At 64.1% G+C, this 26,721-nt stretch carries 26 protein-coding genes; 17 read left to right on the forward strand and 9 right to left on the reverse strand.

All coding sequences use genetic code 11. The features are described from left to right. Positions 1-49: 49 nt before the first annotated feature. From mgtE to tolA, 4 genes are all read left to right on the forward strand, one after another. Positions 50-1,471: a magnesium transporter gene (gene mgtE / locus ABIA96_RS14315; protein ID WP_354137705.1), complete on the forward strand. Its 1,422-nt coding sequence runs from the start codon at positions 50-52 to the stop codon at positions 1,469-1,471. A gap of 217 nt (positions 1,472-1,688) precedes the next feature. Beyond that, complete coding sequence (locus tag ABIA96_RS14320; protein ID WP_354137706.1) at positions 1,689-2,000, forward strand: helix-turn-helix domain-containing protein; 312 nt, start codon at positions 1,689-1,691, stop codon at positions 1,998-2,000. A gap of 129 nt (positions 2,001-2,129) precedes the next feature. Continuing rightward, positions 2,130-2,948, forward strand: a complete 819-nt coding sequence (locus ABIA96_RS14325) for an aldo/keto reductase (protein ID WP_354137707.1) — start codon at positions 2,130-2,132, stop codon at positions 2,946-2,948. A gap of 49 nt (positions 2,949-2,997) precedes the next feature. Beyond that, positions 2,998-3,897, forward strand: a complete 900-nt coding sequence (gene tolA, locus ABIA96_RS14330) for a cell envelope integrity protein TolA (RefSeq protein ID WP_354137708.1) — start codon at positions 2,998-3,000, stop codon at positions 3,895-3,897. A 999-nt stretch (positions 3,898-4,896) separates the two neighbouring features. Here tolA and ABIA96_RS14335 read toward each other — a convergent pair. Further along, entirely contained in the window at positions 4,897-5,616 is a 720-nt protein-coding gene (locus ABIA96_RS14335; protein WP_354137709.1) for a DUF599 domain-containing protein, read from the reverse strand. Positions 5,617-5,740: 124 nt separating this feature from the next. Here ABIA96_RS14335 and ABIA96_RS14340 point away from each other — a divergent pair, with 124 nt between their 5' ends. The 5 genes from ABIA96_RS14340 (at position 5,741) to ABIA96_RS14360 (ending at position 8,865) form a co-directional block, all read left to right on the forward strand. Beyond that, the gene (locus tag ABIA96_RS14340) at positions 5,741-6,415 is read left to right on the forward strand and encodes a glutathione S-transferase family protein (RefSeq protein WP_354137710.1); all 675 of its coding nucleotides are present in this window, start codon (positions 5,741-5,743) and stop codon (positions 6,413-6,415) included. A 124-nt stretch (positions 6,416-6,539) separates the two neighbouring features. Beyond that, positions 6,540-6,908 carry a YidB family protein gene (locus tag ABIA96_RS14345; RefSeq protein ID WP_502918819.1) on the forward strand — a complete coding sequence of 123 codons (369 nt, stop codon included), beginning with the start codon at positions 6,540-6,542 and terminating at the stop codon, positions 6,906-6,908. Positions 6,909-7,093: 185 nt separating this feature from the next. After that, complete coding sequence (locus tag ABIA96_RS14350; protein WP_354138177.1) at positions 7,094-7,297, forward strand: hypothetical protein; 204 nt, start codon at positions 7,094-7,096, stop codon at positions 7,295-7,297. 128 nt (positions 7,298-7,425) lie between these two features. Continuing rightward, on the forward strand, positions 7,426-8,382 hold the full coding sequence (locus tag ABIA96_RS14355) for a hypothetical protein (RefSeq protein WP_354137711.1): 957 nt from the start codon (positions 7,426-7,428) through the stop codon (positions 8,380-8,382). Positions 8,383-8,424: 42 nt separating this feature from the next. Then, positions 8,425-8,865, forward strand: coding sequence for a DUF1489 family protein (locus ABIA96_RS14360; RefSeq protein WP_354137712.1), 441 nt, complete (start codon positions 8,425-8,427; stop codon positions 8,863-8,865). Positions 8,866-8,876: 11 nt separating this feature from the next. On the opposite strand, the gene panC is transcribed toward ABIA96_RS14360, so the two are convergent. Beyond that, on the reverse strand, positions 8,877-9,731 hold the full coding sequence (panC, locus tag ABIA96_RS14365) for a pantoate--beta-alanine ligase (RefSeq protein ID WP_354137713.1): 855 nt from the start codon (positions 9,729-9,731) through the stop codon (positions 8,877-8,879). Between the two features lie 272 nt (positions 9,732-10,003). On the opposite strand from panC, the gene ABIA96_RS14370 reads away from it, so the two are divergent. The 3 genes from ABIA96_RS14370 to ABIA96_RS14380 all read left to right on the forward strand — a co-directional run bounded on the left by ABIA96_RS14370 (position 10,004) and on the right by ABIA96_RS14380 (position 13,009). After that, a complete protein-coding gene (locus ABIA96_RS14370; RefSeq protein ID WP_354137714.1) occupies positions 10,004-10,927 on the forward strand; it encodes a division plane positioning ATPase MipZ in 924 nt (307 codons plus the stop codon). A 340-nt stretch (positions 10,928-11,267) separates the two neighbouring features. Further along, entirely contained in the window at positions 11,268-12,128 is an 861-nt protein-coding gene (locus tag ABIA96_RS14375) for an alpha/beta fold hydrolase (protein ID WP_354137715.1), read from the forward strand. 125 nt (positions 12,129-12,253) lie between these two features. After that, positions 12,254-13,009, forward strand: a complete 756-nt coding sequence (locus ABIA96_RS14380; RefSeq protein ID WP_354137716.1) for a VWA domain-containing protein — start codon at positions 12,254-12,256, stop codon at positions 13,007-13,009. Between the two features lie 4 nt (positions 13,010-13,013). Here the strand turns inward: ABIA96_RS14380 and tehA are convergent, their stop codons facing one another. Further along, positions 13,014-14,006, reverse strand: coding sequence for a dicarboxylate transporter/tellurite-resistance protein TehA (gene tehA / locus ABIA96_RS14385; protein ID WP_354137717.1), 993 nt, complete (start codon positions 14,004-14,006; stop codon positions 13,014-13,016). Between the two features lie 181 nt (positions 14,007-14,187). Here tehA and ABIA96_RS14390 point away from each other — a divergent pair, with 181 nt between their 5' ends. After that, positions 14,188-14,913: a DnaJ domain-containing protein gene (locus ABIA96_RS14390; protein WP_354137718.1), complete on the forward strand. Its 726-nt coding sequence runs from the start codon at positions 14,188-14,190 to the stop codon at positions 14,911-14,913. A gap of 220 nt (positions 14,914-15,133) precedes the next feature. On the opposite strand, the gene ABIA96_RS14395 is transcribed toward ABIA96_RS14390, so the two are convergent. Next, positions 15,134-16,948, reverse strand: coding sequence for a serine hydrolase (locus ABIA96_RS14395; RefSeq protein ID WP_354137719.1), 1,815 nt, complete (start codon positions 16,946-16,948; stop codon positions 15,134-15,136). A 388-nt stretch (positions 16,949-17,336) separates the two neighbouring features. Here ABIA96_RS14395 and ABIA96_RS14400 point away from each other — a divergent pair, with 388 nt between their 5' ends. After that, positions 17,337-17,675: a phasin family protein gene (locus ABIA96_RS14400; RefSeq protein WP_212235808.1), complete on the forward strand. Its 339-nt coding sequence runs from the start codon at positions 17,337-17,339 to the stop codon at positions 17,673-17,675. Between the two features lie 145 nt (positions 17,676-17,820). Here ABIA96_RS14400 and ABIA96_RS14405 read toward each other — a convergent pair whose 3' ends face one another. Then, positions 17,821-18,393, reverse strand: coding sequence for a vWA domain-containing protein (locus ABIA96_RS14405; RefSeq protein WP_354137720.1), 573 nt, complete (start codon positions 18,391-18,393; stop codon positions 17,821-17,823). Positions 18,394-18,764: 371 nt separating this feature from the next. On the opposite strand from ABIA96_RS14405, the gene clpS reads away from it, so the two are divergent. The 3 genes from clpS (at position 18,765) to ABIA96_RS14420 (ending at position 22,462) form a co-directional block, all read left to right on the forward strand. Further along, positions 18,765-19,097, forward strand: coding sequence for an ATP-dependent Clp protease adapter ClpS (gene clpS, locus ABIA96_RS14410; protein ID WP_354137721.1), 333 nt, complete (start codon positions 18,765-18,767; stop codon positions 19,095-19,097). A 294-nt stretch (positions 19,098-19,391) separates the two neighbouring features. After that, positions 19,392-21,803 (forward strand): ATP-dependent Clp protease ATP-binding subunit ClpA, encoded by a 2,412-nt coding sequence (gene clpA, locus ABIA96_RS14415; RefSeq protein ID WP_354137722.1) that lies wholly within the window; start codon positions 19,392-19,394, stop codon positions 21,801-21,803. Between the two features lie 113 nt (positions 21,804-21,916). Continuing rightward, the gene (locus tag ABIA96_RS14420; protein WP_354137723.1) at positions 21,917-22,462 is read left to right on the forward strand and encodes a cupin domain-containing protein; all 546 of its coding nucleotides are present in this window, start codon (positions 21,917-21,919) and stop codon (positions 22,460-22,462) included. A gap of 18 nt (positions 22,463-22,480) precedes the next feature. On the opposite strand, the gene ABIA96_RS14425 is transcribed toward ABIA96_RS14420, so the two are convergent. The 4 genes from ABIA96_RS14425 to ABIA96_RS14440 form a co-directional block, all read right to left on the reverse strand. After that, positions 22,481-23,902, reverse strand: a complete 1,422-nt coding sequence (locus ABIA96_RS14425; RefSeq protein ID WP_354137724.1) for an MFS transporter — start codon at positions 23,900-23,902, stop codon at positions 22,481-22,483. A gap of 215 nt (positions 23,903-24,117) precedes the next feature. Beyond that, entirely contained in the window at positions 24,118-25,143 is a 1,026-nt protein-coding gene (locus ABIA96_RS14430) for an aldo/keto reductase (protein ID WP_354137725.1), read from the reverse strand. Between the two features lie 114 nt (positions 25,144-25,257). Further along, entirely contained in the window at positions 25,258-25,494 is a 237-nt protein-coding gene (locus ABIA96_RS14435; protein ID WP_354137726.1) for a hypothetical protein, read from the reverse strand. Positions 25,495-25,598: 104 nt separating this feature from the next. Then, on the reverse strand, positions 25,599-26,555 hold the full coding sequence (locus ABIA96_RS14440) for an AraC-like ligand-binding domain-containing protein (protein ID WP_354137727.1): 957 nt from the start codon (positions 26,553-26,555) through the stop codon (positions 25,599-25,601). Between the last annotated feature and the right edge of the window lie 166 nt (positions 26,556-26,721).

A 26,721-nucleotide genomic window follows, 5' to 3' on the forward strand; every position in this document is an offset into this window, starting at 1 on the left:
GCCTGACCGTCAGCCCAAACCGTCAACCTGTCAAAATGCGAGGCGTTCCATGAATGAACATATGGATGACCCCGCTTCCACCGAGTCCTTGGTACTCGACCACGTCCCGATGCGCAATGAAGATGGCCAAATTCGGCACGAATTCGTCGAGGAAATCGCCCATGCGATCGAGGCCGCCGACAGCGCCGCGCTGCGCGCCTGCGTCGCCGACCTGCACGAGGCCGATCTCGGTGATCTCATTGCGGCGCTTGCACCCGACGATCGCGTCCGCCTGGTCGAGCTGACGGGCCGCGACTTCGACTTCTCCGCATTGAATGAGGTTGACGAGGCCGTCCGCGACGAGATCCTCGACGAGCTGCTGCCCGAGACGGTGGCCGAGGGCGTCCGCGAGCTCGAATCCGACGATGCGGTCGAACTGCTCGAAACCCTCGATGAGGACGAGCAGGAGGAGATCCTCGAGAAGCTGCCGCTGCAGGAGCGCGTCGCGCTCGAGCGCAGCCTGCTGTATCCGGAAAACTCCGCCGGCCGGCGGATGCAGACCGAGTTCATCGCCGTACCGCAGGATTTCACGGTCGGGCAGGCGATCGATTACATGCGCGACACGCCAGATCTGCCGGACCGCTTCTACGAGATCTACGTCGTCGACAAGGAGCAGCACTGGCACGGTGCGGTCTCGCTCGACGTCCTGCTGCGGGCCCGCCGCCCGGTGCCGCTCGCCGAGCTGACCGATGAGGACCGCCGCCGCGTCTCCGTCCTGGAGGACCAGGAGGAGGTGGCGCGCATGTTCGGCAAGTACAACCTCGTCGCAGCGCCGGTGCTCGACACCCAGGACCGCCTCGTCGGCGTCATCACCGTCGACGACGTCGTCGACGTCATCGAGGAAGAGGCGGATGAGGACCTCAAGGCGCTCGGCGGTGTCAACAGCGACGAAGAACTGTCGGACACCTTTCTGACGATTGCGCGCGCCCGCTTCAACTGGCTGCTGATCAACCTTGCCACCGCCTTCCTGGCGTCCTCCGTGCTTGGCCTGTTCGAGGGCCAGCTCGAACAGATGGTCGCGCTCGCCGTGCTCGCGCCGATCGTCGCGAGCCAGGGCGGCAATGCCGCAACCCAGACCATGACGGTCGCGGTGCGTGCACTCGCCACCCGCGAGCTCGGCTCCTCCAACGCCTGGCGCGTCGTGATCCGCGAGACGCTGGTCGGTCTCATCAACGGCGTTGCCTTTGCCGTGATCACCGGTATCGCCGCGGTGGCCTGGTTCAGGATACCGGGCCTCGGCATCGTCATCGGGCTCGCGATGATCTGCAACCTCATCGCCGGTGCACTCGGCGGCATCCTGATCCCGATGGCGCTCGAACGTGTCAGGGCGGATCCGGCGGTGGCGTCGGGCACGTTCGTGACCACGGTGACTGATGTGGTCGGCTTCTTCTCCTTCCTCGGCATCGCGACGCTGTGGTTCGGGTTGAAGTAGCGGGGGCGCACTCTCTCCTCGTCATTGCGAGGAGCTCTTGCGACGAAGCAATCCAGACTGTCGCCGTGGAGGGATTCTGGATTGCTTCGCTGCGCTCGCAATGACGGAGTGTTGGGCAACGGCGTGCCCAACTCCCGTGTCCCGGGCTACTGCCTACCGACTCCCATCTTTAATCCCGCCTTAAGCGTGCTGCCGCATGATCCCTCCGCTTGGGGGAATGAGCATGCGGTTGCGGCTGAAGGCGGACGGACGGGTCGTTGAATTGCGGGACGGGCAAGAGTGTCCCGTCCAGCCGGTCGCGTCTGCGGTCGAGACTCCGCCGGCAGAGGCCGGTTCGCTCGCGGTGCGCGATTTGCGCCGGCGCGCCTGTCTCACCCAGATGGAGTTTGCCGCCAAGCTCGGCGTGCCGGTCGAGACCATCCGCAACTGGGAGCAGGGCAAGCGCGCCCCGCGCGGACCCGCTCGCGCACTGCTCGCCGTGATCGCGCACGCGCCCGACATGGTATTCCAGGCGCTCGCCAAAGCCTGAACGCCTGACACGAACCTCCCGTTAGCATTTCCCCGGAAGATCCGGCCCCGCGGCCGGCGTCCTCCGTTGCACTCTGGCGGACCACGTCCATAATGACATCAGGGGCTGCAGCAACAGAGAGGATTCCTCATGCTGTTCGTCGAGGCCAACGGGGCGAAAATTCCGGCGATCGGGCTCGGGACCTGGGAGCTGAGCGGCCGGACCTGCGCGCGCGTGGTCGAGCAGGCGCTGCGGCTCGGCTACCGCCACATCGACACCGCCCAGGTCTATGACAATGAGCGCGAGGTCGGCGATGGATTGCGCGCCTCTGGCGTCCGCCGCGACGATGTCTTCGTCACCACAAAAGTCTGGACCAACCATTTCGCGCCCCACGATCTCGAGCGGTCGGTCAAGGAGAGCCTAGTGCGGCTGCGGCTTCCCGCCGTCGACCTCGTGCTGCTGCACTGGCCCAATTCGCATGTGCCGCTGGAGGAGACGCTGGGCGCGCTGGCCCACGCCAAGCGCATGGGCCTGACACGCCACATCGGCGTCTCCAATTTCACGGTGGCGCTGATCGAGCAGGCGGTCGCCCTGTCGAGCGAGCCGCTCGTCTGCAACCAGGTCGAATATCACCCTTATCTGGATCAGGCGAAGGTGAGGGCGGCCTGCGACCAGCATGGGATGGCGCTCGTTGCCTATAGCCCGATCGCCAAGGGCCGCATCAAGGTCGACCAGACGCTCGCGGGAATCGGCCGCGCCCATCACAAGACGCCGGCACAGATCTGCCTGCGTTGGCTGGTGCAACAGAATGTATCCGCGATTCCCAGAACTTCGCGTGTCGAGCGGCTGTCGGAGAACATCGAGATTTTCGATTTCGAGCTCTCGGATGACGAGATGGCCCAGGTTGCCGCACTCGCCAGCTCAAAGGGCCGCCTGACCGATTTTGGTTTCGCGCCGAAATGGGATTGAGAGGCGTTTTGGTTATGCTAGGACCAGCGCTGCAACCCAAGACCGGGCAATGGAACTGCGGAAGATCATACGGACGGACATTGCGGCGTCAGCCATCGCGCATCTGACGCTAGTGGCGCTGATCATCCTGATCAGCGAGGTCCATCCGTTTCATTCAGCACCGCCCGAGACTGTCGCGGTCGATATCGTCACGCCGGAGCAGGTGAAGCAGGAAGAAGCCAAGGCGGAGGAGAAAGCCGAGGAAGAGCTGAAGCAGGAGGCGAAGGAGCGGCCGCTGCCCGACCTGAAGCTGCCAAAGCTGGATATTACCGACAAGCCGGACGCTGCGCCGGCCAAGGAGACGGCGGCGCCCCAATCATCGCCGCAGCAGAAGCAGGCGTCCCACGAACCGCAACAGAAGCAGCCGCAGCCTCAGCCGTCACAGGCGCCAAAGCAAGAGGCCAACGCGCAGCCGCAACCTCAGCAGCCTCAAGCGCAGCCGCCGCCCGCGATGCCGCAGGCCGGGGCCCCGGCCTATCAGGCGCCGGAGCCCGACGTCACCGTCAAATACGGCGTGATGCTGGGCCTGCCGCCCGAATTGCCACCCCAGCCGAAAGACGCGCCTAAGGATGACGGCGGCGATGCCAAGGATTCGATCGGCGCCAAATTGCCCCCCGAGGTCATTGCCGAGCTTCGCCGGCACCTGAGGAGCTGTTCGAAACTTCCGGCCGGGGTCGCACCGACCGATGCTGTGCGCATCAAGCTGCGTGCGGTGCTCGCCACCGACGGCACGCTGGCGCGCGCGCCGATCCTGATCGAAGCGCCGCCTTCGACCAAGGGCGTGGCCATCGTGAAGTCAGCGATGAGCGCGCTGCAGGCCTGCCAGCCCTACAAGATGCTGCCGGTCGACAAGTACGAGGAATGGAAGGTGATGGACTTGGCGTTCACGCCGGGGGATTTCGGGTCGTAAGTCGCAGCGATCACACTCGACGCTCGTTCGCGAGCCACGTGAACGCCGCCAAAATGCCCGGCAATTGTAGATCGTGGCGTAGCTTGCCGGACGCCGGCCGGAGGCGGCACCGCGACGCCGGCGCCATCGACCTGGCAGTGTCAAGTGGTGCACCGCGTGACCAAGGTCACCCGTTCCTCAAATTGCCCGACGTCGGGCAAAACACCCGGTCGATCTGTCAATCCCTTCTCGCAGAAATATTCCACTTTACCGAAATTCGGAAATATCGTATGTATTGCGCATCCCGGCTCATCCTTGAGGGGCGATCGTACGTCGTCACTGATTGCGAGCTGGGCTTGCGGTGGACGCGGCAGCGTCGGCACGAGGGGTAGCGGGCAGGGCGGGTAGTCCCTGTGAGCCCGAAACCGCGTGTGGATGAGCGGCGCTGTCAAGTTCGTCTCGCCAACATTCCTGCGGCGCGTGTGCACACTGCCGCTGGACCCTGTGGTAACAGGCGAATGTGCGTACGGCAAAACCGTGTGGTCCTGGCCGTCGTTGCTACGGTCAAGCTTTTCGCGGAGGTGCAGGGAGCCCAACCGGGTGAAGTGCATCGTCAATTCGCGAGGCGAGGGAGGCCAGAAGGAATTCGGCTCCCGGGAGAGCACGGCATAAGCCGTCAACCCATCGCGCAGGGAAGGCCGTGTGTTCGGCTTCACCTGTATGCTGCTGTGCGGTCTTTCACTGCGCTACATCTCGCGCAGCGGACCGCGGGTGCTAGCTGGCACCTGGCCTTCCCTGCGCCCTCTTGGATGAGAGGGTGGAGTGACCAAGCAAAGCTCGGGCGAAATGCGCCGCGAGGGCGCGAAGGCGTGTCTGCGATTCAAACGCGAACCGGAAGAGCGAATCTGCCGCCTCATACTCCGTCATTGCGAGCGCAGCGAAGCAATCCAGAGTCTTTCCGCGGGGGGATTCTGGATTGCTTCGCTGCGCTCGCAATGACGACGGGGAGAGAGTCGGGCATTAATGACCGCGCTTCAGCACACCCTCATCACCATCCACCACATCCGGCGCCATCGCCGCCCATGCACTGGACGCGAACTGCCGTCGCCAGGTCACGATCACCACGGCCGCCGTGGTCACGAACAGCACCCAGGGGCTGACGAACCAGCCGAGATAGCCGAGCGCGAAGAAGAAGGCGCGCTGGCCGCGGTTGAAGTGGCGGCCGGCGGATTCGAACACGCGCGAGGTGCGGATGACATGGGCTTCGGCCTCCGGCGTGCCGCGCATGGACGACGGCGGCATGCCGCCGAACAGGATCGCGACATAGTTGAACAGGCGATAGGCCCAGGCGAACTTGAAGAAGGCATAGACGCAGATCAGCACCAGGCCGACGCATTTCAGCTCCCACAGCGCCGGCGAGAGGCTGAGATCGATCGGCAGCTTGCCCAGAATGCTGATGGCGTCGTTGGTCGCATGCAGCAGCGCCAGCGCGCCGCCGAGCGCGAACAGGCTGGTGGAGGCGAAGAAGGCGGTGCCGTTCTGAAGCGAGGCCATGATCTGCATGTCGACCATGCGCGCGTCGCGGTCGAGCAGGCGGCGGACCCAGACTTCGCGATAGCGGTTCATCCGTGCCGACAGGCTGTCGCGGCCATAGGCGGAGTGCTCGAGCGTCGCGGCATAGACCAGCCATTCGATGATGAAGAAGCCGATGGCGGTGATGTCGACCCAATGCCTGCTCATGTCTCTCTCCTCGCGGGGATCGCAACGATTGCCACGCAGGTTGAGTTGCGGCAACGATTGATTGGCGGCAGGCGATGGCGTTAAAAGCAGCCGCAACCAGAGGACTTACGGAAGGACCAGTGATATGGCAGCGCTCAAGCTCGCGATCGGCAACAAGAACTACTCGTCATGGTCGATGCGGCCCTGGCTTGCGCTGCGCGCCAACGACATCCCGTTCGTGGAGACCGTGATCCCGCTCTACACCGAAGATCCCGCGGACAAGGAGCAGATCCTCTCCTTCAGCCGCGCCGGCAAGGTGCCGGTGCTGGTCGACGGCGACATCACGGTGTGGGATTCGCTCAGCATCATCGAGTACATCGCCGAGCGTTATCCGGAAGTGAAGCTGTGGCCCGATGACTTGGCGGCCCGCGCGTTTGCCCGTTCGGTGTGCGCCGAGATGCATTCCGGCTTCATGGCCCTCCGCAACGAATGCGGCATGAACCTGCATCGTCCCGTGGGCGCCCTGACGCTGTCGGCGGATGCCAAGGCCAACGTCGCGCGCGTGCAGGAGATCTGGCGCGCGTGCCGGACCCGCTACGGTGCCGGCGGGCCGTTCCTGTTCGGCCGCTTCGGCGCGGCGGACGCGATGTACGCTCCAGTCGTGCACCGCTTCCGGACCTACGCCATCGAGGTCACGCCGGAGACCAAGGCCTACATGGACACGATGATGGCGATGCCGGCGTTCCAGGAATGGACCCGCGATGGCCTCGCCGAAACGCTTGTCATCGAAAAGTTCGAGACTGCGCCATCGCGAGCATGATCCGGAGACGTGGACACCGGTTCTCCGACAAGATGATGCTCACTTGAAAATGTGAATGGGCGCAGCTTGACGGCATGGCCGCTCACGGCGCTCAATCGCAGGGAATAACGAAGAGGGGACGGCCATGGGAATTCTGGACTCGCTGGAGAACAATCCCGCATTGCGCAGCGCGCTCGGCCAGCTCGGCGCCGCCGTCCTGCCGGCCGTGCTGAGCGAGGTACTCGGCAGCAACAATCAGGGCGGCCTCGGCGCCATCGTCGCAAAGCTCCAGCAGGCGGGCTTGGGCGACCAGGTCAAATCGTGGCTCGGCAACGGTCAGAACATGCCGATCTCGGCCGACCAACTCCGCTCCGTGCTCGGTAACGACACGGTCCGCCAGCTTGCCGCGCGTTACAACATCCCGGTTGACCAGCTGGGCGAGATCCTGGCCCAGGAGCTGCCCAAGGCTGTGGATCAGGCGAGTCCACACGGCAATCTGCCTCATGGCGCCTGAGGCCCGGTTCCAGCCGTAGTCCAGGTCGGCTCTGTTCCCATTATCGTCCTGAAAAGACTTCAAAATTGGTGCGTTGCCATGCTCGTATGAGACTGGTCAAAAACGCCGCATGCGTGCTATACAGCGGCTGGGTTTCCAGCCGGCCTCGCAGTGGGACCACGGGCGAGGCAGGCGTTGTTTGAGTGATGGAGAGGGTGTTGAAGCACAAATTCCCGATTGGAACGCGCGTATTGTTCACTGCCAGCAATGTCGCGCGCCCGGCTGCCAGCGGCGCGTATGAGATCATCCGCCTGCTGCCGACGGAGGGCGACGACTGCCAGTACCGAATCAAGAGCTCGACCGAAGCCTTCGAACGGGTCGCCAAGGAAAGCCAGCTCGCTCAGTCCTGATGCGCTGACCAACTATCCGCTCGCCGTCAAAAGGCCCGCTTCGCCTCGGCAAGTTGGGCCGGAGCAGTTGCCGACTCGCGGTGCTCGCTTGACCATTCGCTCTCAGCTCGCGTGAGGGGACATCGCGCATGGACTCGGCATGGGCCTCGTCGCTCGACCAAATCTGGCGCTCGCCGGCCTTTCCGATGTGGATGACGCTGGCGGCTGCCGGCTTCTTCGGATTGATCCTGCTGATTACGCTGCTGCGCGCCGAGAAATCGGTCGCCAACGGTGCGCTGACCGTCATCACGCTGCTCTCGATCGGCATCGCGGTGGCCGCCACCATACGCGTCTACGGACCCGTGGGGCAGGCCGCGCCGAGTGAAGCGCGCGCGCTAGCCGTGGCAAATACAAGCCTGCCGGCGCTGTCCTGTCTCGACGATCTCGCCGGTGATGCCGTGGCCGTTGGCTGCGAGAAGGCGCTGTTCGGCGCGCCTGACGCAGCGGCTGCTGCCGTCGCTTATACGGCGGCCCGGATCGATCGGCTGACCGCGCTCGGCGACGCGGCGACCGCCGACAAGAGCCTGACACCCGACACGAGGGTGCTGCGCAAGTCGCTGGAGCGCGATCGCTACGGCCTCGTTGCCCAGGTGCTGGTCGTGCGCGACGGCTGCACCCAGTTCGATTGCGCTGCGTTCCGTTCCCTGACCGATCAGCAGCAAGTCGCCGCCAACATGGACGCCCATCTCTACGACATGCTGGTTGCGCGCTATGCGCCGACCTGGAATGCGCCTGCGGCCGGACAGGCGATGCCGCCCCCCGGCGCGCTCGCGGCGCTGCCGACAACGATGCCGACGGGCAAGCCGACCAATGCTGAGTTCCCGAGCGCCTCGTCGACGCCTCCGGTGAGTATCATGAATCCGGAGCCGGCCGCGCGCCAGGCACCGGCCTCCAACGCGGTCGCGGCGCCGGCTGCCGCGCCTCGCGCGCCGGCTCCCGCTGCCAGGAAGCCGCCGGCGCCGAAGGCTGCGCGCGCGCCGGTCGCCGCGCCGGTTCCGCTCGCTCCGCCGCCGGCCTCGGCTCCCGCGGCTGCGGATAACAACTAGATCGGCTTTGAAAACCTGTGGCCGGCCCGCTAATGCTGGGCCATGCCACTCCATCTGATCAAGCTTGCCGTCGGCTGCGACTCCGTCAAGGAATTGAAGGGGTGGGTTGCCGAGCGGATGCAGACGGCCAAGAAAAAAGGCCTGCCGCAACACCACATTCACATCACCCGCATGGTGCCCAAGCGCGACGCAGAGATTCTATCGGGCGGATCGCTCTATTGGGTCATCAAGGGCGAGATCGCTGCGCGCGAAAAAATCATCGGCATCGAGCCGTTCCGCGACAAGGACGGTATCGGGCGTTGCCGGATCGTGATGCAGCCGAAGGTGATCTCGATATCGCCGCGGCCGATGCGCCCGTTCCAGGGCTGGCGTTATCTCACTGACGATTCCGTGCCGCCCGATCTCGGCAAGTCCGCCGCCGGCACCATCGCGGCGATGCCGGAGCCGATGCGGCGCGAGCTGCGCGATCTCGGACTGCTGTGAGGCTGTCTCGGCTATTGCACCGCGATATTGTCGATCAGCCGCGTCGTGCCGAGCTTGGCCGCGACCAGAATCCGCAACGGCCCGTCCTTGCGCGAGGTGACAGGCGCCAGCGTCTCGGCATGACGCGCTTCGAAATAGTCGAGCACAAAGCCGGCCGCCGTGATCATCTCGGCGCCGCGCGCCACCGCGCTCTCGATTGTCTCGCCGGACCGGATTCGACCGGCGCTGTCCTTCATGGCGCGGTAGAGGATGGTGGCGGTCTGCCGCTCGCCGGCCGAGAGGTAGACATTGCGCGATGACATCGCGAGCCCATCGCGCTCGCGCACCGTGCGGGAGCCGATCACCTTCACGCCAAGGTCGAGGTCGCGCGCCATCTGCGTCACCACGCGCAGTTGCTGAAAGTCCTTCTCCCCGAAGATCGCGACATCCGGCCGACACTGCGTGAACAGCTTGCCGACGACGGTGGCGACGCCGCCGAAGAACTGTGGGCGGAAGCGGTCCTCGAGGCCGGCCAGCGCCGGTCCCTTCGGAACGATGCGCGTCGAAAAGCCGTCCGGATACATTGCTTCGACGCCGGGGTGCCAGACGATGTCGACATCCTCGGCCGCGAGCCTGGCGACGTCGGCTTTCCAGGTCCGCGGATAAGCGCCGAAATCCTCGGTCGGGGCGAATTGGGTTGGGTTGACGAAGATCGACACAACGACGCGGCTTGCGCGTCGCTTCGCGAGGCGCACCAGCGACACATGCCCGTCATGGAGTGCCCCCATGGTCGGAACCAGCGCGACCGTGGCCTTCCGCTTGCGAAGATTGTCGACGGCGCGTCGCAGGGCGGGCACCGTGCGGATGATCAAGGGGCTTCGTGACATCAGGGCTCAAGGATAGTTGGGGCGTGGGCTGGCCTGCCGCGCAGCCGGCTAACCTTAACAAGCGGCGGTCGTGGACGCCATGCATCGACATGCGGCACAGCATCCCGCAGCGAGGATGTCGCGCCATTCTGGGCTGGATCACAGACGCCGATACCGCGACACGATTCATGATGAAGACCAGCGCATATTGATTTCGTCATCCTGTCACGCATTTCACTTGACCGCAGACGCGGCCAACTCGAAGATATTGTTTAGGGGTGTTAGGGATTGCCATGCTTGTGCAGGCTAGCCAAAGCCAATCCGGCTCGGCGCACGTCGTCGTGCTCGGCAATGAAAAGGGCGGCTCCGGCAAATCGACCACCGCCCTGCACATCGCAGTTGCGCTCCTGAAGGCCGGCCAGCGCGTCGCCACCATCGATCTCGACTGCCGTCAGCAAAGCTTCACCCGTTACATCAACAACCGCTCCGCCTGGGCGCGCCGCACCAAGCTCGACCTCGAGCTGCCGATGCATCGCTGCATCAAGCTCGGCGAGACCATGCAAATCGCCGAGAACGAAAATTCCGAGTTCCTTCAGTTCATGGAAGCTGTATCGGCGGTCGAGAGCAGCTTCGACTTCATCGTGATCGATACGCCGGGCTCCGACAGCTATCTGATGCGGCTTGCCCATTCGATGGCCGACACGCTGGTCACGCCGATCAATGACAGCTTTCTCGATTTCGACGTGCTCGGCACCGTCGATCCCGCCAATTACGCGGTGACGGGGGAAAGCCATTACGCCGAAATGGTGCGCGACGTCAGGCGCAAGCGCCGCCAGCTTGACGGCTCGACCACCGACTGGATCGTGGTGCGCAACCGCTTGTCGATGCTCGGCTCCCGCAACAAGCAACTCGTCGCCGAGGGGCTGAAGGATCTGTCGCTGCGGCTCGGCTTCCGCTATGTCGACGGCTTCGCTGAGCGCGTCGTCTATCGCGAATTTTTTCCGCGCGGACTGACGGCGCTCGACGAGATCGACGAGGCCACACTGGGGATGCGGCCCAATCTCGGCCATCTCACTGCGCGTGAAGAGGTGACGAGCCTGCTCCGCCAGCTTAAGCTGCCGCTCGACGAACGTGGCCGCCGCCGTGCGGCAAATCGCGCCGAGTGGTTCAGCCAGGTCGACAAGCCGCTCGAGGTTCACGACATCCTCGGCGCCTAGGCGGTATGACGCTACTTCCAGTCGATCAAAACGGCCGGTTCCCGCGGGAACTGCAGCCGTGCTCAGCCATTTTCATCCCACGTTTACCGCGAAATTGAAGCCAATCGAGACCGGTTGCGTCGGATGGTGACCTACACCCTGACGTACCCTTATGAGTACGGGATGCCCAAGAAACGTGTGCGCCGCACAATGAAAGGGCTGCCGGTTCACAATATTTAGCCTTCCTGTCACGCTGCTGTGACATATATTAGGGAATAGGCGACCAGGGGCCGAAGAGCCCCGGAAGAACACGATTTTCAACAGGGATTCAGGCCGTAAGAGCCTGAGGCTGAGGACGAAAATGAAGCGTGGAATTGCCGTTCTGGTTTGTGTCAGTGCCCTCTGTGGCGTCGCCTATTTCACGGCGAGCAAGTGGGCGATCAAGCACGAGACCATCACCTTCTACGACGCTTCGCGCGACAACCGTCCTGTGCCTGTCGACATCGCGATCCGTCGCGACAAGGAAATGCAGGCCAATGCCGGCTTGATCACCATGCCGGTCGCAGTGATCAATCACGGCAACACCGTCAAGAACACCGAGTACGGCTTCCTCGCCAACATCTTCGCCGCGCGCGGTTATCTCGTCGTCAGCCCGCAGCACGATTTGCCGACCGATCCGCCGATGGTGACGAAGCCCGGCGAGCTCTATGTCGGCCGGTTGCCGCAAATCCTGCGCGGCGTCGCCAACATTCATCTCGCGATGCAAGAGATGAAGAAGGTTCAGCCCAACGCCGACTACTCCAAGGTGACGATGGTCGGCCATTCCATGGGCGGCGACATCACGATGTATTTCGCCAAGCAGTATCCGGACGAGGTCAAGAAGGTCGTGACGCTGGACAATCTCCGGGTGCCCTTTGTCACCGCCGGCAAGTTCAAGATCCTGTCGTTCCGTTCTCATGATCCGCAGTTCAAGACCGATCCGGGTGTGATCCCGACCGAGGAGGAGTGCGAGAAGGCCGGTATTCAGGTCGTGAAGACCGACTTCCAGCACAACGACATGCGTGACACCGGCCCAGATGGCGCCAAGAACTCGATCCAGGGCATGCTCGATAAATTCCTGAGTGACACCGACAGCGCGATCGCGCCGGTCGACACCACGTCGTCGCCGCCGAAGGTGCTTGAGCCGGGTCCCGTTGCCCTGATGTCGCCAGCCAAAAGCTGATCGATCCGACCATCGCTGGAATCATCTTCAAAGCCTCCGCCGGCTGTCGCCTGCGGAGGCTTTGCACATTGACCGGGCAGGGCACGGTATCCACATTGCTGGTGAGAGACCGAGTGCGACCCCAGATGTCCGGCGATCCTACCAAACCGCGCAATAGCGATGTTCTGTCGGCGAAGGCCGAAAGCGACGGCGCATTGCCGCAAGCAAAGACCTCGACCTCGGAGGACGTGACCGCCTTCGTCGCAAAGGCGCGTGCGCTGTCGCCGCATGCGCCCGGCGCGAAGGGCCGCCTCATCTTCGCGCTGGATGCGACGATGAGCCGGCAGCCGACCTGGGACATGGCCTGCGCGCTTCAGGGCGACATGTTTCGCGAGGCGGCGGCGCTCGGCAGTCTCGACATCCGGCTCGTCTACTATCGTGGCTTCAACGAATGCCGCGCTACGGGGTGGATTTCAGACAGCGGCAAGCTTGCGGCGCTGATGAGCAAGATCGACTGCCGCGGCGGCGATACCCAGATCGGAAGGGTGCTGACCGACGCGCGGCGCGAGGCGGTCGCATCGGGCGTGCGTGCCGTCGTTTTCGTTGGCGACGCCATGGAGGAGAAAGTCGACGCGCTCTGCACCAAGGCCGGGGAGCTCGGCATGCTCAAGGTGCCGGTGTTCCTGTTCCAGGAAGGCCGTGACGCGGTCGCCGAACAGGCGTTTCGGGAGATCGCGCGTCTGACCGGCGGCGCCTGGTGCCGGTTCGATCCGGGCGCGGCGGCCCAATTGCGCGAGTTGTTGCGGGCCGCTGCAGCCTATGCCGCCGGCGGCCGCGAGGCATTGTTGAAACTGGCGAAGACGGCGAGCGGCGCGGCGCAGCTGATCGGACAGATGAAGTAGCAGGTCAAGCCGGCGCAGCCTGTGGCGGAGGCGGTGCGGCGACGGGCGACAGCAAGCGACCCTGCACAATCAGGCGCAGCGTGCCGAGCGCGATCAGTCCAACCACGATATTGGCGGCCGCGAACAGACAGGGCGCGAGCAGCGCGATCGCTCCGGTGTCGCCGTGCCCGACCATGCGGATCGGTGCGATCGCAAGCGCGGTGGCGCCGAAGGTGAAGCCCCAATAGGACACCGAGAACGGCTGCTCCATGATCCAGGGCAGCAGGCGAAGCAGCAGCAGCGCCATCATCAGCCCGTATCCGACCAGGATGTGCGCGAACATGTCGGGGACACCGCCGTTGATCGCGAGATAGGCGACCGCGCCGACCACGGGCGGCGCGAGTTGGATGCCGAGCGTCGGACGCAGCGCGACGGGAAGGGTCTCGACGGTATAGAGCCGGTGCAGCAATACGGACTCGATCGCGAACCAGGAGAACAGCGCTACGCCGAAGGCGAGCTGCCCCCAATCGGGGTAGCCGAGCGCCGATGAGACGCCGGCCGCGACGAAGCCGCCCGCAACGGTCGGCAAATAGAGGACTGGCGTTGTCGCCGTGTGATCTCGATTGCCGCGCCACAACAGTCCCGTCCGCCACAGCGCGAAACCGAGCGTGAACGCTGCGCCAACCGCGAACAGGACAATGGCGGCGAGACGCGAATAGGGCTCCGCGGCGATCGCGATCAGCATGGTGGAGACGCCGGCGAGGCCAATGAAACAGCACTGGACCGGGTGATGGGCTTCACTGAGCGACTCGGCGTGCGCGAAGATCCAGCGCAGCGCGAAGAGCGCAATCAGCACCGCCCAGACGATTGAGGCGAAGGCGAGAAGGATTTCGCCGACGATCGACGGCAAGTGCCAGACCTGATGCGCCGCACGCCAGGCATTGCCGAGACCTGCAAGGCCAAGGACAATGCCGAAGAAACCAGCCGGCACGATCGGTGGCTTGAATCCGTCGCTCATCGTCTCCCCGAAACCCTTGCCATCGCTCTTGCGATGATGAGGCGACCTTCGTTGCGGCCGCGCGTGCCGAAACGATTGGGCAGAGCGCTTATCGGCAAAAGAGCCTGTCGTGTCACCTTCCGATCGTGGACGGAGGGAAGGACACCATGCTTTTTAACAAGAGGGCGACTATATTGCCGCCATGACCCTGATCGCCGGCCTTGTCGCCGTTATCACGATTTATCTGTTGCTCCAGATGTTCCGCGCCGCCAATCCGGCGGTGCTGGCGCGCACCATCAAGTTCGGCGGCGGCGTGGTTGCGCTTGCGGTGGCCGCCTTCACCGGCTTGCGCGGCGAACTGGCGGTCGCGATCCCGCTCGGGATATTCGGCGCAGGACTGCTCGGCTGGACGCCGTTGGCGAATGCGGGCTTCGGCAATATCGGGGGCCTGTTCGGCGGGGGCGCAGCGCGCTCGTCCAGCCAGAGCTCGCGCGTGCGCTCGCAATTCCTGGACATGCGTCTCGATCACGATTCCGGCCAGCTCTCGGGCCAGATCGTCGCCGGACCTCACGCCGGCCGCGGTCTCGACGAGTTCGATCTTGCAGGCCTGCTGGCGATGGTCCCGGCGTTCGATGCCGAGAGCGTGGCCTTACTTGAAAGCTATCTCGACCGCCGGTTTCCCGCTTGGCGTCAGAACGCGCAGGGCAATGCTGCAGGGGGGCAGCGCCGCACGGCGTCGAGCGGCAAAATGACGGCGGAGGAAGCCTATCAGATCCTTGGCTTGCAGCCGGGGGCGGGGCGCGACGACATCAGCCGGGCGCACAAGTCCCTGATGAAGAAACTGCATCCCGACCAGGGGGGCTCGACGTACCTCGCTGCCCGTGTAAACGAGGCCAAGGATACTCTGCTTCGTACGCATAACGGCTAACTCCGGCACCACGCTACAAACGCCCGTACCGCGTGAGCTCCGCCTGCTCTGTTTGCTGTCGCCCGATGCCCGCCATTGTCGGCGTGGTTGATCCCTTGAGTAAAGTTTTAACCGTAAATCCTTGACGAGAGGTTGTCGCGGAACGGCCTCCAGCGTCACCTCCCAAAAACAAAAATGCCCGCGCAGGGCGCGGGCATTTCGCTTGGAGGGGCAGGGAAGATCAGTTGCGGACGGTCATGCAGGAGATGTCGGCGCGCTTCAGCGTCTTGCACACCGCTTCGGCCTGGTCCCGCTCGAGCCCGGCAAAGCGGGCGCGGTAGAGCTTGCGATTGTCCCTGGCGACAACCGGCTCGGTGAACGGATCGGCCTTGCTGAGCAGGCCGCGGGCCGAGCTGCGGGCGGCTTCAATGCGCTGCTGAGCCTCGTTCTCGCTCTCGAGCGCGCCGACCTGGACGATCCAGCCGCTATGGCTGATGACCGGCTTGGTGGTGGCGCTCATCTGGATCGGCTGCGGTGCCGGATCGGCGGAGGCAAGCCTGGCGACCGGGGCAGACGTGGCAGCGGCGGAGGCCGGCAGCACGCCGAGGATGCCGTTGCCGGTGCCGAAGCCCGCCGGCTGCTGCGGCAGTTCGGTCCGAGCGACCTCAGCCCGGAACGGCTCCGGCTTGTTGATGATGTCGGCCCTGGCGACGACAGCGCCGGACGTCTCGGCGACGTCGTTGCGGGGCGAAATCGTGTTGGTGACCTGCGGCGTGACCTGGGTCGGAGCGGCGGACGCGACCCTGACCGCGCCGGCCTTGACCTGAACCGTCTTGACCCGGACCGGCTTCATCGGCTCGGACGAGCCCGGAATGAGTGCGAGCGGCTGGCTCGAGATCACGCCATTGGTGAGCGGCGCGGGCTCGATCTTGGACTCCACGGGCTTGGCTTCGGGTTTGGGCTGGGTCGGCGGCATCGCGGCGGTCGCAGCTGCGAGGGTCGACAGGCGCGAGGCGGGACGCTGCGCCGGTGCCTCGGGGGCAGGAGCGGCCGCCACCTGGACCGGTGCAGCGGGACGGACCGGCGTATCCGAGGCATCGGCGACGTCGGTGCTGGTGTCGGCGCGGTTGCGCTCGGTCACGGCCACGACAGTGTGGGTCGTCGCACCCTTCTCGAGGTTCTCCGCGAGCAGATTGCGCATGATGGCATCGCGCGAGCCGGCACTGCGGCCGCCGAGCACCACGCCGATCAGATGGCGGTTGCCGCGGCGAATCGAGGTCACGAGATTGAAGCCGGAGGCGCGGATGTAGCCGGTCTTGATGCCGTCCACGCCCTCGACGCTGCCGAGCAGATGATTGTGGTTGCGGATCTGCTCGCCGCGCCATGTGAACGAGGTGGTCGAGAAATAGCGATAGTAGCGCGGGAAGCGCTCCTGGATGGCACGGCCGAGCGTGGCCTGGTCGCGCGCGGTCGTCACCTGCTCGTCGTTGGGAAGCCCGTTGGCGTTGCGGTAGACCGTCTTGGACATGCCGAGCGCGCGCGCCTTGCGCGTCATCATCGCAGCGAAATCGTCCTCGTCGCCGCCGACTGCTTCGGCGATCACAACGGCGGCGTCGTTGGCGGAGCGGGTGACGAGACCCTTGATCGCGTCCTCGACGCGGATGGTCTGGCCGGCACGCAGATTGAGCTTGGTTGGATCCTGGTCGGCGGCGTGCTGCGACACCGGCATCTCGGTGTCGAGCTTCATCTTGCCGGACTCGAGACGCTCGAACAGCAAATAGAGCGTCATGATCTTGGTCAGCGAGGCGGGATGGCGAAGCCCGTCGGGGCTGGTCGACTGGAGCACCGCGCCGGAATTTCCGTCGACGATGATCGACGCGAATTGCGGACTGTAGCTCTCGGAGACATCGCGATGCACCCGGTGGTGCGCGTAATGGCGCCGAGACCGCCGCGCGTCGGCGGCGTCGGTCGTGAAGATGACGGCTGCAGTGACCGTAAGAAGCCCGAAAACGCCAACCCGCGCCAAGCGCGAGGAAGACCAGTTGTTACGAAGCATGAAACCCCGTCCCCGTTTATGACTTGATCACCGGCTCGTGAGGCGAAATTGTGCCCTGCGGACCCGCGATCATTACCTGCTCAGGCTGTCCCTCCGCTGGTGCTCGCCGCGGGGGACGTTGGGCCTGAGCCGCTATTCTGGCTAAGGTGATGTTCTCAAACGGCTTTGGCCGCCTGTGGAAGGTGAACACGTCCAGGGAATCAGGGTAGGGGCCAGCGGTTTCCAAAAGCTTAAGAAACCCTTGCGGGAAAGTCCGGGAATCTCCGTAACTTGCGTTGATTCTTGTGCGTCGCACAATATTCTTGACTTTATTGTGCGCTGCACTAATTATGGGCAGAGTTCAGGGAGCCGGGGCTTCCGGACACGAGCCAGGGAAAAGGATTCCAAGATGTTCAAGGTTGAAGACTTTCAGAACTACGGGAAAGAGCATTTCGAGACGTACGTTGCCTCCGCGACTTCGGTGCAGCACGGTCTCCAGGCGATCGCCAGCGCTTATGGCGACTACACCAAGAAGTCTTTTGAAGACACCAAGTCGTTCGTCGAGAAGCTTTCCGGCGTGAAGTCGCTGGACAAGGCAATGGAAGCCCAGACCGATTTCGCCCGTTCCGCCTACGAGACCTTCGTCGCGGAATCGCAGAAGATCGCCGGCCTCTACAGCGACCTCGCCAAGCAGGCGTTCAAGCCGGTCGAGACGGTGGTGTCGAAGTTCACCCCGGCCGCCCAGTAATTTTTTGAACTTCTGGAATCAAAAGCCCGGCTGAACCAGCCGGGCTTTTTCGTTTGTCGCAGAGGCTTCGGCCGGCGCGCCACGCGCAGTTTCGACGGCGATGTTCCGATGTCCTTGAACACCGACACAGTCTGATCTGCCTTCGTCACCAGATAGAACTTGTCGGTGCCGCTTGCGCGATATTGCAGCACGCTCGAGGTGGGGTGCTGCCGGTGTTCACCTGCATCGTATAGATCGCGATGTCGTTTGGCGTGCCCTTGGCGTTGTCGCACAGCTTCTTCTGCCGCGCGTCGATCTGCAGTTCTGCGTGTTGAGACCGTCGGGGAGAAGAGCGATCGCATCCTTGTAAGGGTAGTTGGTGTCCTTGGGCAGGCGCGTTCATGTTCACGCACGACGACTTGGATGTGCAAGTCGACTTGCTGCAACTCCCATTCGCGGTATCCCAATCCGAGAAGTCCATCCAATTCTCGCTGAGATTGCTGGAGTCGGTATTGACGTCTTTGGAGAACGCAACGGCCGGGATGTGGGCGTCGCCGTCGTTCTTGGCGAGCGCGCTAAGCTGATACACGAGGTTCTTGGCGGCGGTCTGCATCGCCGCCATCTTGCCGTCGTCGGTCATTGATGCCGTGACGTCGAGCACCATGGCCATAGCTTTGAACAACGGGTAAATTGGACCGTAGAAGAACGGGTAAATCCCGTGCCCAGTTGCTGCGGTCACTTCGGCGTCGGGTTCCTGGTTGACACCCCCTGAGCGGGCCAGCGGGAAATTTTTGGCAAATCGGTCTGGATTGGTTAACCTTGGCCGGGATCGCAGGCCGGGAATCGGGACCGCCGCGGCCGCATCGCTTGGCCTCTGCATGCTTGCGGCGGGCCGGGGGCGGGCCCATATTGCCTGCAACCGATCCGGTTTCGACCGGACCGGTTGGAAGCGGCGATCCAACAGGTCGGCCCGCCTGCGCGAGGCTCCCGAGTTTGGGGCCGTGCGGCAAACCGCCATACGCTTCCGTGGGGAATTTGAACGCCTGAGCCATGCCGCAACTGACTTCCAGACTTGACCTTTCCGCGGCCGTCGCCGCCCACGCTCCCCGAATGAGCAACGATGAGAACCGTTCCGGTGGCCCGGCGGCTCCGAACACGTCCGTCATTACCAAGGTCAAACCAAAGACCAAGCGGCCCAACCTCTATCGCGTGCTGATCCTCAACGATGACTACACGCCGATGGAATTCGTCGTCCACGTACTGGAGAAGTTCTTCCAGAAGGATGTCGAGGCCGCGACCAAGATCATGCTGCACGTCCACCATCATGGCATCGGCGAGTGCGGCGTGTTCACGTACGAGATTGCCGAGACGAAGGTGACGCAGGTGATGGATTTCGCCCGCAAGCACCAGCACCCGCTGCAATGCGTGATGGAAAAGAAGTAACCGCGCGTTCGAATCCAGAGTTCTTCAGATTGGTTCTGTTCGTGCGGTGTGTGAAGTCAGCGCATACCGCTGCATGATCCGGCGAAAATCAGCGCCGGTGTCAATCCTGCCCAGATGGGTAGTTTTACCCAAATCGGAACGGGTTTTGCATCGAGTAATGCGGTGGGCGCGTAATGCCCATCGAGTCGCGGAACCGGTCTTTTGCCGCGATCTTGTATAACTATATGTGACAAAGGTTGTTGTTGCCTGACCGGGCGATGGCGATCATGATGGTGGGGGCCATAGAGGACGCGAATGCCGACTTTTTCCCAAAGCCTTGAACAATCGCTGCATCGTGCACTGGCGATCGCCAACGAGCGTCATCACCAGTACGCGACGCTCGAGCATCTCTTGCTATCCTTGATCGATGATTCCGATGCGGCCGCCGTCATGCGCGCCTGTAGCGTCGATCTCGACAAGCTCCGCACGAGCCTCGTCAATTATCTTGAGACCGAATTCGAAAATCTGGTGACGGATGGCGCCGACGACGCCAAGCCGACCGCCGGTTTCCAGCGCGTGATCCAGCGCGCGGTGATCCACGTGCAATCCTCCGGTCGCGAAGAGGTGACCGGTGCGAACGTGTTGATCGCGATCTTCGCCGAGCGCGAAAGTCATGCCGCGTACTTCCTGCAGGAGCAGGACATGACGCGCTACGACGCCGTCAACTACATCAGCCACGGCATTGCCAAGCGACCGGGCGTCTCCGAGGCGCGCCCCGTTCGCGGTGTCGACGAGGAGACCGAGGCCAAGGGCACCGAGGACGCCAAGAAGAAGGGGGAGGCGCTCGAGACCTATTGCGTCAACCTCAACAAGAAGGCGCGTGACGGCAAGATCGATCCGGTGATCGGACGCAATTCCGAGATCAACCGCGCGATCCAGGTGCTGTGCCGCCGCCAGAAGAACAATCCGCTGTTTGTGGGCGAAGCCGGCGTCGGCAAGACCGCGATCGCCGAGGGCCTGGCCAAGCGCATCGTCGACAGCGAGGTGCCGGAGGTGCTCGCGGCTGCGACCGTGTTCTCGCTGGACATGGGTACGTTGCTCGCGGGCACGCGCTATCGCGGCGACTTCGAGGAACGCCTGAAGCAGGTGTTGAAGGAGCTCGAGGCGCATCCCAACGCCATCCTGTTCATCGACGAGATCCACACCGTGATCGGTGCGGGCGCGACGTCGGGTGGCGCAATGGACGCATCGAACCTGCTCAAGCCGGCGCTTGCCTCGGGTACGATTCGTTGCATGGGCTCGACCACCTACAAGGAATATCGTCAGCACTTCGAGAAGGACCGCGCGCTGGTGCGGCGCTTCCAGAAGATCGACATCAACGAGCCGACGGTTGAGGACGCGATCGCGATCCTCAAGGGTCTCAAACCTTACTTCGAGGACTACCATCGGCTGAAGTACACCAACGAGGCGATCGAGGCTGCGGTGCAGCTGTCCTCGCGCTACATCCATGACCGCAAGCTGCCCGACAAGGCGATCGACGTGATCGACGAGTCCGGCGCGGCGCAGATGCTGGTGGCCGAGAACAAGCGGAAGAAGACCATCGGTATCAAGGAGATCGAGACCACGATCGCTTCGATGGCGCGTATCCCGCCGAAGAGCGTGTCGAAGGACGACGCCGAGGTGCTCAAGCATCTCGAGCAGACCTTGAAGCGCACGGTGTTTGGTCAGGACAAGGCGATCGAGTCGCTTGCGGCGTCGATCAAGCTGGCACGTGCCGGCCTGCGTGAACCGGAGAAGCCGATCGGCTGCTATCTGTTCTCGGGCCCGACCGGCGTCGGCAAGACCGAAGTCGCAAAACAGCTGGCGGCGTCGCTTGGCGTCGAGTTGTTGCGCTTCGACATGTCCGAATACATGGAGCGGCACACCGTGTCGCGCCTGATCGGCGCGCCTCCCGGCTATGTCGGCTTCGACCAGGGCGGCCTGCTCACCGACGGCGTCGACCAGCATCCGCATTGCGTGGTGCTGCTCGACGAAATCGAGAAGGCACATCCCGATCTCTACAACGTGCTGCTCCAGATCATGGATCACGGCCGGCTCACCGACCACAACGGCAAGCAGGTCAACTTCCGCAACGTGATCCTGATCATGACCACGAATGCGGGCGCTTCGGATCTCGCCAAGCAGGCGTTCGGCTTCACGCGCTCAAAGCGGGAAGGCGACGACCACGAGGCGATCAACCGGCAGTTCGCGCCGGAATTCCGCAACCGTCTCGATGCCATCGTCTCCTTCGGCCATCTCAGCGTCGAGGTGATCGGCACCGTGGTCGAGAAGTTCGTGCTTCAGCTCGAGGCGCAGCTCGGCGATCGCGACGTCACCATCGAGCTGTCCGAGCCCGCCAAGACGTGGCTGGTCCAGCACGGCTATGACGAGCAGATGGGTGCGCGGCCGATGGCCCGCGTCATCCAGGAGCACATCAAGAAACCGCTGGCTGACGAGGTGCTGTTCGGCAAGCTCAAGGGCGGCGGTCACGTCCGCGTCGTCCTGGTCAAGGACGAGGCCGACGAGACCAAGGAAAAGATCGGCTTCGAGTTCGTCGAGGGCCCGGTGACGCCGAAGCAGGAGAAGTTGCCCGGCACCCGCAAGCGCCCGCCGGGTAAGCCCAACAAGCCGGGCGGCCCCGGTGGCTCCAAGGGGCCGACTTCGAAGGGCCCGCTGGTCAAAGCTTGATCGCAAGCGTCATAAATCGCAAGCGTCATAAATCGCAAGCGTCATAAATCGAAAGGGCCGGCTGAAGAGCCGGCCTTTTTTTTGGTAGTCAGCCATAGGCAACGAGATCCGAGATGACCAACTCGCCTTCTGCAAACTCTTCGTCAGCTTCCTCGATCCCCGCCGACGATCCAGGCCGCGCGCTGACGGTCGCCGATCCTGACGGCAGTGGCGTGCCGCATGTCTCAGTGGCCGGCGGCACCTACACGATCCTGGTGTCGGGCGCGCAGACCGCAGGACGCTATTGCCTGGTCGATATGCTCGTGCCCGCCGGCGGCGGGCCGCCACCGCACCGCCACGACTTCGAGGAAATGTTCACACTGCTCGAAGGCGAGCTTGAATTCACCTTTCGCGGTAAGTCCTGCACCGTAGGTGCGGGATCGACCGTCAACGTTCCGGCCAACGCGCCGCATGCGTTCAAGAACGTGTCCGGCAAGACGGCCCGTATGCTGTGTATGTGTACGCCCGCGGGGCAGGATGAGTTCTTCCTGGCGGTCGGCTTTCCCGTCGAAAGCCGCACATCGCCACCGCCGAAGCCGACCCCGGAAGAGATAGCCGAGAAGGGCAAGCTGATCGCGGCACTGCTGCCGAAATATCGCACCGAGATGATGAAGATGTAAGGGGCGCCGGACGCAATCCTACTCACCCCGCAGGCGCTGGTCGTCCTGTACGCGGACATGCTCGGCACCGCGCGCGCCCGCGGGCGACAGCCGCAGCATGCTCAGCATCGCGCCGCAGAGCGCAAATCCGACGCCGGTGAGGAGCGCGATTCGGGTTCCATCGATCGGGTAGCGGCCGAGGAACAGCGCGACCAGGGCTGCGCCCGTGGTCTGGCCGAGCAGCCGCGCCGTGCCCAGCATGCCGCTGGCGCCGCCGGAGCGCTCGCGCGGAGCGGCGGCGATCATGGTGCGGTTGTTGGGGGTCTGGAACAGGCCGAAGCCGGCGCCGGCGAGCGCCATCCGCCAGATGATGTCGAGCGGCGTCGGGCTCGCGGGCAGGAAAGCGAGCGCGGCGAGACCACAGGCGAACAGCGTCAGCCCGATGCCGCCGAGCAGGCCGGCCGGATAATGCTCGACCAGGCGGCCGGCGAGGGGAGCCGCGAACGCCACCGCGATCGGCCACGGCGTGATCAAGAGGCCCATATGCACGGCGGAATAGCCGAAGCGGCTCTGGAGGTAGAAAGGGATCGCGACGAAGGCCAGCATCTGCCCGCAGAACGAGGCGATCGAGGTCGCAATCGACAGCCCGAACACCGGGATGCGCAGCAGGTCGACCGGCAGCAGCGGCGACCTCATATGCGTCTCGCGATAAATGAGCAACGCGCCGGCGACGATTGCGACGGCGAACTGGACGAGGCAGGTGATTATCGCCTCGCCGTGGCCGACGCTGTCGATCGCGGCGATGCCGACGCCGAAGGTGATCGCCGAGAGCCCCGCGCTCTGCCAGTCGAAGGAATGACTTGCCGGCGTCGTATGCGGCAGGCTGCGCAGGCCGAGCACCAGCGTTATCGCGCCGAGCGGAATGTTGATGGCAAACAGCCACGGCCAGCTACCGACCGCCAGGATGCCGGCGGCGAGCGTCGGGCCGACCGCGGCGGAGAAGGCGACGACGAGCGCGTTGAGCCCGATGCCGCGGCCGAGCTGGTTGCGCGGATAGGTGAAGCGGACCAGCGCCGAATTGACGCTCATGATGCCGGCCGCGCCGAACCCCTGGATGATGCGCGCGATCGTGAGTAGCGGCAGCGTATGCGCCAGCGCGCAGAAGGCGGATGCGAGCGTGAACAGCACGAGCCCGACCAGGTAGACGCGGCGATAGCCGACGATCTCGCCAAGCGAAGCCAGCGGCAACAGCGAGATCGTGATCGCAAGCTGATAGCCGTTGACGATCCAGATCGAGAAGGCCGGGCTCGCATTCAAGTCGGCTGCGATCGTCGGCAGCGCGACATTGGCGATGGCGCTATCGACGACGGCCATGGTGATGCCGAGCGCAATAGTCAGGATCGCCTGATTGCGCTGGGGTTGCGGCAGGCCGTCGGTATGCTCAATCGGGACAGACGACATAATGAAAGCGGGCTTGATTCGAGCCGTGAGTAATCTCCGGATTAGGAAATTGCGCGATGCATCGCAACCCGGCAGGACACGGACGGTTCCTGTGGCCGAAGCAGGTCTCCCGGCGCTACGGGCATGGATCGGTACGACTCTCGCGGGCTCACCCGGCACGAGGTCGCCGAGCCGAAGAACTCAAGGAGCACGATCGGCGCTGACGCGCCCCGCGCTCAGACCGGCGGTGGGTTGCGGTCGGAGAAGGTCCCCCGCTGGTGCCAATACGGATAGGGCAATGTCACCTTGCTCGCCGCATCGAGCTTTTCGATCTGGTCCTTGGTCAAGGACCATCCGACCGCGCCGAGGTTTTCGCGCAACTGTGTTTCGTTGCGGGCGCCGATGATCAGCGTCGAAACGGTCGGACGCTGCAGCAGCCAATTCAGCGCGATCTGGGAGACGCTCTTGCCTGTCTCCCTGGCGACCTCGTCGATGGCCTCGACGACGCGATAGACGTGTTCGTCCGGTACGGGTGGCCCGAAGTCGGCGGTCTGGGGCAGGCGGCTCACTTCAGGCTTCGGCTGGCCGCGGCGGATCTTCCCGGTGAGGCGGCCCCATCCGAGTGGTGACCAGACCACGGCGCCAAGCCCCTGATCGAGACCAAGCGGCATCAGCTCCCACTCATAGTCGCGCCCGACCAGCGAATAGTAGGTCTGGTTGGCGACGTAGCGCGGGAAACCGTGCTTATCGGCGACGCCAAGCGACTTCATCAAGTGCCAGCCCGAAAAATTCGATACGCCGACATAACGGATCTTGCCGGCCCGCACGAGGGTATCGAGCGTGCTCAGCACCTCCTCGGGCGGGGTGAAGGCATCGAAGCCATGGAGCTGGAACAGATCGATATAGTCGGTGCCGAGCCGGCTCAGCGAAGCGTCGATGGCGGCGAGCAGATGCTGCCGCGACGAGCCGATGTCGTTGGGGCCATCGCCGAAGCGGAACGTGGCTTTGGTCGAGACCAGCACTTTGTCGCGGCGGCCTTTGATGGCTTCACCGAGCACCCGCTCGGATTCACCGAGCGAATAGACGTCGGCGGTGTCGAACATCGACACGCCGGCCTCGAGACAAATGTCCAGGAGGCGGCGCGCTTCGGTGGCGTCGGTCGTCCCCCAAGCCGCGAGGCGGCCGACGCCGCCGAACGTGCCCGTGCCAAGGCTCAAAGCGGGCACCATGAGGCCGGACCGGCCCAAGCGTCGGTATTCCATCGAACTGCTCCTCACGGCCGCTGATTGATTGGCGCAGCCTTGGAGGCAGATCGTAGTGCAAGCAGACGCTTTGTCCTATCGCGCGCTGGCATACCCGCATTGCTTGGGAATGGCCTAGTCGTGCAGACGCATCTCATCGAATGCTGCATCTGCGACGCGTGCGCCGACCGTCGTTGCAGCAGGTGCCGCTTCGATCCTCGCTGCGGACGAGGGGGCGCAGACAGGTTCGCTGTCACGTGCCTGCCGCGGCACGAGCGTCAGGCCCCAGCCCACCAGGACCAGCGCCGCGAGCCGGATCGCGATCACACTCAACAGCAGTTGCGGGCCACTTATCGTTGCGTGAGTCCTCATACGCGCCAGCCTGATGCAGGTCGCGGGACCTGACAATCTGGAATTGGCGAGCATTGCCTTCGCCTGAGGCGAAGGCTTGCAATGATATCTGACCGGAACGGATCTCAGTGCCGCAGCTGACTCTGCCGGAAGTCGCGCGGCGACATCCCGAAATGCTCGCGGAAGACGCGACCGAAATGCGACAGGTCGTTAAAGCCCCAGGCAAACGCGATCTCGCTGATGTGGCGATGGGCGAGCACGGGTGAGGCGAGGTCGCGTTTGCATTGGGCGAGACGTTCGCCAAGCACATGGCGCTGGAACGAGGTGTCCTCGTCAGCGAGGAGATCGTTGACGTAGCGTGAGGAGATGCCGAGTGCGGCGGCGGTCTCCGGCAGCGACAGGTCGGGATCGGCGAGGTGACCGCGGATGTGGGCCTTCAGCCGGTAGAGCAGGGCGGAGCGATGGGTCGAAGACGGTAGCGGCGTTCTGCGGAGCCGTTCGCTCAGCGCCATCGCCAACAAATCCACCGCCTGCTCAGACAGGGCGGCGGCGTTGTTGGGCGCGAGCCGGTCTGCGCTCTGGCAGAGCCGGAAGATGAAATCATAGGCGAGCCGCTCGAGCGGCAGGTCGGCGCCGAACGTGATCGCGGTGAGCGTCTCGGTCCCGCCGAGCCGCCGCTGCAACATCTCGCGCGGCACTTTGAAGATGGTCTGCGCAAAAGTGTCCTTGAACTTCAGCTCATAGGGACGCGTGGTGTCGTAGAGCGCGAACTCGCCGGGATGGATCACGGTCTCGCGGCCGTCCTGCACCACTCCGCCATTGCCGCGATTGCCGAGCGCAACCAGGACATAATCCTGATCCGAGCGTGCGATGCGCGATGGTGTGCGGAACACGTGCTGGCGGTCTGAGCAGACCTCGGAGCAAACGGCCTTGCCGAGCGGGACTTGCGTGACCGAGCCGTGAAAGGCACTGCCGAGGTCAGATTTGCAGTCGAGCCCGACGAAGACGTCGCAGACGATGTCCTGCCAGAGGGCGAGCCGGCGGTAGCCGGGGCTGCCGTCTGTCGTGAACTGGATTGGCATTTCACAGGCCTCCCTTTCACATCCAGCAAAACCGCATGGTGGCGCAGATCCAGCCTGATCGCAGGCAAATTCCGTACCGGGGCGGCGATCCCTTCCAGTCGAGTTTTTGTTCCGCCGTGGTCGAGCGCGCGGCCGCCCGGCTTGGCCCAATAGACTGCATCGGACG

Origin of the sequence: Bradyrhizobium sp. LB11.1 (assembly GCF_040549385.1) — a bacterium.
GTDB lineage: Bacteria > Pseudomonadota > Alphaproteobacteria > Rhizobiales > Xanthobacteraceae > Bradyrhizobium.

Excerpts from the sequence above, each read along its gene's own strand:
- ABIA96_RS14430 (WP_354137725.1), bottom strand. The coding sequence starts at position 25,143 with ATGGAATACCGACGCTTGGGCCGGTCCGGCCTCATGGTGCCCGCTTTG.
- ABIA96_RS14400 (WP_212235808.1), top strand. The coding sequence starts at position 17,337 with ATGTTCAAGGTTGAAGACTTTCAGAACTACGGGAAAGAGCATTTCGAG.
- panC (WP_354137713.1), bottom strand. The coding sequence starts at position 9,731 with ATGTCACGAAGCCCCTTGATCATCCGCACGGTGCCCGCCCTGCGACGC.
- ABIA96_RS14335 (WP_354137709.1), bottom strand. The coding sequence starts at position 5,616 with ATGAGCAGGCATTGGGTCGACATCACCGCCATCGGCTTCTTCATCATC.
- clpA (WP_354137722.1), top strand. The coding sequence starts at position 19,392 with ATGCCGACTTTTTCCCAAAGCCTTGAACAATCGCTGCATCGTGCACTG.
- ABIA96_RS14395 (WP_354137719.1), bottom strand. The coding sequence starts at position 16,948 with ATGCTTCGTAACAACTGGTCTTCCTCGCGCTTGGCGCGGGTTGGCGTT.
- ABIA96_RS14370 (WP_354137714.1), top strand. The coding sequence starts at position 10,004 with ATGCTTGTGCAGGCTAGCCAAAGCCAATCCGGCTCGGCGCACGTCGTC.
- ABIA96_RS14380 (WP_354137716.1), top strand. The coding sequence starts at position 12,254 with ATGTCCGGCGATCCTACCAAACCGCGCAATAGCGATGTTCTGTCGGCG.
- ABIA96_RS14375 (WP_354137715.1), top strand. The coding sequence starts at position 11,268 with ATGAAGCGTGGAATTGCCGTTCTGGTTTGTGTCAGTGCCCTCTGTGGC.
- ABIA96_RS14320 (WP_354137706.1), top strand. The coding sequence starts at position 1,689 with ATGAGCATGCGGTTGCGGCTGAAGGCGGACGGACGGGTCGTTGAATTG.
- ABIA96_RS14435 (WP_354137726.1), bottom strand. The coding sequence starts at position 25,494 with ATGAGGACTCACGCAACGATAAGTGGCCCGCAACTGCTGTTGAGTGTG.
- ABIA96_RS14345 (WP_502918819.1), top strand. The coding sequence starts at position 6,540 with ATGGGAATTCTGGACTCGCTGGAGAACAATCCCGCATTGCGCAGCGCG.
- ABIA96_RS14360 (WP_354137712.1), top strand. The coding sequence starts at position 8,425 with ATGCCACTCCATCTGATCAAGCTTGCCGTCGGCTGCGACTCCGTCAAG.
- ABIA96_RS14420 (WP_354137723.1), top strand. The coding sequence starts at position 21,917 with ATGACCAACTCGCCTTCTGCAAACTCTTCGTCAGCTTCCTCGATCCCC.
- tolA (WP_354137708.1), top strand. The coding sequence starts at position 2,998 with ATGGAACTGCGGAAGATCATACGGACGGACATTGCGGCGTCAGCCATC.
- ABIA96_RS14440 (WP_354137727.1), bottom strand. The coding sequence starts at position 26,555 with ATGCCAATCCAGTTCACGACAGACGGCAGCCCCGGCTACCGCCGGCTC.
- mgtE (WP_354137705.1), top strand. The coding sequence starts at position 50 with ATGAATGAACATATGGATGACCCCGCTTCCACCGAGTCCTTGGTACTC.
- ABIA96_RS14340 (WP_354137710.1), top strand. The coding sequence starts at position 5,741 with ATGGCAGCGCTCAAGCTCGCGATCGGCAACAAGAACTACTCGTCATGG.
- ABIA96_RS14350 (WP_354138177.1), top strand. The coding sequence starts at position 7,094 with ATGGAGAGGGTGTTGAAGCACAAATTCCCGATTGGAACGCGCGTATTG.
- ABIA96_RS14355 (WP_354137711.1), top strand. The coding sequence starts at position 7,426 with ATGGACTCGGCATGGGCCTCGTCGCTCGACCAAATCTGGCGCTCGCCG.
- clpS (WP_354137721.1), top strand. The coding sequence starts at position 18,765 with ATGAGCAACGATGAGAACCGTTCCGGTGGCCCGGCGGCTCCGAACACG.
- tehA (WP_354137717.1), bottom strand. The coding sequence starts at position 14,006 with ATGAGCGACGGATTCAAGCCACCGATCGTGCCGGCTGGTTTCTTCGGC.
- ABIA96_RS14390 (WP_354137718.1), top strand. The coding sequence starts at position 14,188 with ATGACCCTGATCGCCGGCCTTGTCGCCGTTATCACGATTTATCTGTTG.
- ABIA96_RS14425 (WP_354137724.1), bottom strand. The coding sequence starts at position 23,902 with ATGTCGTCTGTCCCGATTGAGCATACCGACGGCCTGCCGCAACCCCAG.
- ABIA96_RS14325 (WP_354137707.1), top strand. The coding sequence starts at position 2,130 with ATGCTGTTCGTCGAGGCCAACGGGGCGAAAATTCCGGCGATCGGGCTC.